The organism is Micrococcus sp. HMSC31B01 (assembly GCF_001816085.1).
In the GTDB taxonomy this organism is placed as follows: Bacteria; Actinomycetota; Actinomycetes; order Actinomycetales; family Micrococcaceae; genus Micrococcus; species Micrococcus luteus.
This window is the reverse complement of the sequence record NZ_KV825406.1, coordinates 1-3,241: the sequence shown is the minus strand read 5'-3', so window position 1 is coordinate 3,241 and position 3,241 is coordinate 1. Positions and strand designations below refer to the sequence as shown.

The following is a 3,241-nucleotide window of genomic DNA, read 5'->3' as shown; positions in this document are numbered from 1 at the left end:
AAGAGGCCACCGTCCACGCTCGGGGCTGGCTTGAACGCCGACCGGGGCACGCGCCCGTGCAAGCTGAAGTCGATCCAAGGCCACCACTGCGCGGTCATCATGCTGCTACCACCGATGCCGGCACGCCGGCGGGCCACTTCCCACTGCACGAGCAGGACCACCTGGGTCCATGCTCCATCGTGCAGCAGTCTGCGCAGGATGGCTGTGGTCAGGTGGAACGGAACGTTGCCGACCACCACATACGGAGTGGTCGGTAGCGGCCAGTGAAGGAAGTCTGCGTTGACGACGGTTACGTGTTTCTGCTCGCGGAACTGACTGGCCGATGCAAGTCGGTCCGCCAGCCGGCTGTCGATCTCGACAGCAGTCAGGGACCGGCCGAGCTTCTGCAGCTCTCTTGTGAGCCTGCCCTGGCCCGGGCCGATCTCGACGATCGGACCGGTCGAGTCGCCTACCAGCCGTGAGAGCCGGTCGATCGTGGTGTGGTCAGTGAGGAAGTTCTGGCCGTGCTCATGTCGGCCGCCACGGTAAGTGGGCATAGAAAAGGACGCTCCATCGAAGCAGGCGTCCGGGCACGCAAAAACGCCGCCCGGCTGGACTCGCGGAGCGGCAGAACGTCCTGGAACAGGTTCCGCCGCTAGAAGCGGCGGAACCGGGTCACTGCAATTGATGGACTACCCATGGCCCCCACCCTATCGCACCAGGGCTGTTCAACAGCTGATCAAGGGCCTGGCCTGGGGCCCTCCTACCTCCAGAGCGGTCTGGGCGGCACTGGAATCGCCCATCACGGCAACAGCCGCGCCAACGTCAACAACGTCCTTGCCCGCAACAGCTAGCACCCCTAGGGGTGTAACACAGCCTGTAACGCCACCCGTAACGCTCGGATTACACCCGCCCCGCCTGTTTCTGCGGCTGGGGCACCTCACCTCCCCGACACCACCCACTCTCCTCGTCCCTCGTCAAGTGGGTGGTGTCGGGGAGGTGAGGTGCAGGGGGTGTTTGGGCGGGGCGGGTGAGGGTCGGGGAAGGGTGTTTGTGAGGGGTCAAGTGAGGGGTCAAGTGGGGTTGGTGAGGTGGTCGGGGAGTGATCGGGAAGAGGTGGCTGGGTGGGGTGCGTGGTCGGGTGGATTGGCTGGGTTGGTAGCGGCGGATTAGCGAGCGATGTGGTTGGGGGTCTGTGGCTGAGTCGGGTGAGGGGCTGAGGGTGCGGTGAAGCGGGGGAACGGGGGAAGGAGGTGGCGGAAGGCAGCAGGAGGGTGTGCAGGGGCGCAGGAGGGTGTGCAGGGTGCGGACCGGCGGAGCCGGAGCAAGCTAGATACTTAGCCGTGCTAAGTGGCTTGCGGCCTGGTCAGGCCGGGATGCGTTGCACTGTGCTGGGGGTGCAGGCGCAGGGGGTCAGAAGTCGTTGGAGGCGTCCGTTTTGACGCGTTGGGTTGCTTGCGGGTTCTTTACAAGCTGGCCAACTTCTTCGTGACCTTCCTCTTCGACCTGTTCAGCCGCCACCACGAGATCGAACTCTTGAGCTGGAGAGCGCCAAGCTCATCGAGCGCGGGCAGGCCCTTCTCGGCCAACTTGCGGGAGGTGCGTCCTGGGTCTTCCCCTGGATGAGCGTCGATGAGTGCGTGCGCCTCCCTGACTCGGGTTGAGGCAAGCGGATGACGGCTCAGTCTGTCTTCGATCTCCCTCAACTGGGCTTCAAGAGCTGCCCGAGATTTCTTCCGAAGCGCCATGTCCAGCCCTCTTCTCAATCGTCCTTGTGGATCGCGTAGTGCACCGTTCCGACGGTGACGCCCTCCTTGGCGGCAATGGCGCGCATGGAGAGCCCTTCCGCGCGTAAGGCGCGGATGCGTTCATGGCGCGCGGCGGCGTCCGCCAAGTAGTCCGCGCGTTCCTGGGCGACGGTGCGGCGGATGGTGCGCGGCGAGACTCCGAATCGCTCGGCTAGTTCGCGGGCGGTCTGCTTGCGCTTGGCGCGCGTAGGGGTGCTGGTCATGCGTCCTCTCCCACGATCAAACGGGCACGCTCCTCAACGGCGTTGCGTCGCTTCGCTCCGCTCTGGCGGCCTCGTGCGGCTTGGAGCGTGGACAGGGACGCCTGCTGGACGGTGCGGGCGTCTGTCCAGCCGTAGAAGCGCGTGGTGACCCATCGGTGGATGCTGGCGGCGATGTCGCGGGCCTCGTTGGCCGGGAGCGGCTCGGAGAAGGCCGCGTTGAGCTCGTGCACGTGGGCGAGCACGGCGGCGTAGTAGTCGCGGCTGTCTTCGGCGGTGGCGTGCTCGTGGCGTTGGCGGATGCGTTTGGCCTCGCGGTAGGCCCAGTGGCGGGCGGTCTCGAAGATCGAACAGTTGCGGCCCAGGCCGACCGGGTTCTGCCGGCGGGAACGTCGCCAGGCGGGCGCCGGCATGTGGCCGGCTTCTTCGAGCCGGCTCGCCAGTTCTCCGAGGCTGTAGAGCCGGTCAGAGGTCCAGGAGGTGTGCCAGGAGCCGTGCTCCGGGTTCTTCGTGATCAGACCGCTGTAGGCGGCGTCTCCGTCCACGGAGCGGCGCAGGCCCTCGGTGACGGCCGCGGCGAACGCCAGCGGCTTGCGCTGGGCGTACTCGGTGCGCGTGACCGGCTCGGCCAGCGCCCACACCGCGTGCGCGTGCCCGTTGGCCGGGTTCTCCACCACGGCGTTGGGTAGCCAGTCGTGGCGGTCCCAGAGCGCGCGCATGAGCGCGTCCTCGTGATCGACGTCCACGACCAGCAGGTTCGAGAGGGCTCGGGGGTTGGCCTCGATGTACCGCTTGCCGCGCGCGTCCTTGCGTGCGGTGCGGTAGATCCCGGCGCGCAGGTCATCGGACGCGAGCGGCCACAGCGGCAACCACATCTGCTCCCACGTCTGGGCGTCTCGCATCGTCAGCGTCATGGGCACACCCTCGCATGAACCCCAGGCACGTTCAAAGTGGGACGCGAACCTAATCAGATGTTTCCCCCGACAAGCCGATCTTCCACACCCTCCCCGGCCCTGAGGTGACCACTGCCGGGACCACCTGCACACCGGGCGTTGCACACCCACGGTGCGCACCTTCCCGAGCACGTCGAGGAGGTGCCCCAGTTCCTTCCGGGCAACTGGAGCGAAGCGGAGGGCGGCAGCCCTCTCTTTCCCTCGCACAGTGCAACGCCTCCGCCCTGCGGAGTCCGGCCAAGCGGACTTAGGGCACCTAAGTGCATAGCTTGCTCCGGCACGTCGCTAGCTGGCTCCGGCA

3 protein-coding genes are annotated in these 3,241 nt (G+C 66.7%); all 3 read right to left on the bottom strand.

The window, feature by feature from the left end; translation table 11 throughout:
- Positions 1–536: 23S ribosomal RNA methyltransferase Erm (gene erm, locus HMPREF3105_RS11495; RefSeq protein ID WP_141762529.1), on the bottom strand; the 536-nt coding region annotated here is incomplete at its 3' end.
- 1,205 nt (positions 537–1,741) lie between these two features.
- Positions 1,742–1,990 carry a MerR family transcriptional regulator gene (locus HMPREF3105_RS11485; RefSeq protein WP_020626395.1) on the bottom strand — a complete coding sequence of 83 codons (249 nt, stop codon included), beginning with the start codon at positions 1,988–1,990 and terminating at the stop codon, positions 1,742–1,744.
- Complete coding sequence (locus HMPREF3105_RS11480; RefSeq protein WP_070709713.1) at positions 1,987–2,901, bottom strand: replication initiation protein; 915 nt, start codon at positions 2,899–2,901, stop codon at positions 1,987–1,989. Before HMPREF3105_RS11480 ends, HMPREF3105_RS11485 begins: the two co-directional genes overlap by 4 nt.
- Between the last annotated feature and the right edge of the window lie 340 nt (positions 2,902–3,241).

Coding starts and splice junctions, on each gene's coding strand:
- HMPREF3105_RS11485 (WP_020626395.1), bottom strand. CDS start 1,990: ATGACCAGCACCCCTACGCGCGCCAAGCGCAAGCAGACCGCCCGCGAA.
- HMPREF3105_RS11480 (WP_070709713.1), bottom strand. CDS start 2,901: ATGACGCTGACGATGCGAGACGCCCAGACGTGGGAGCAGATGTGGTTG.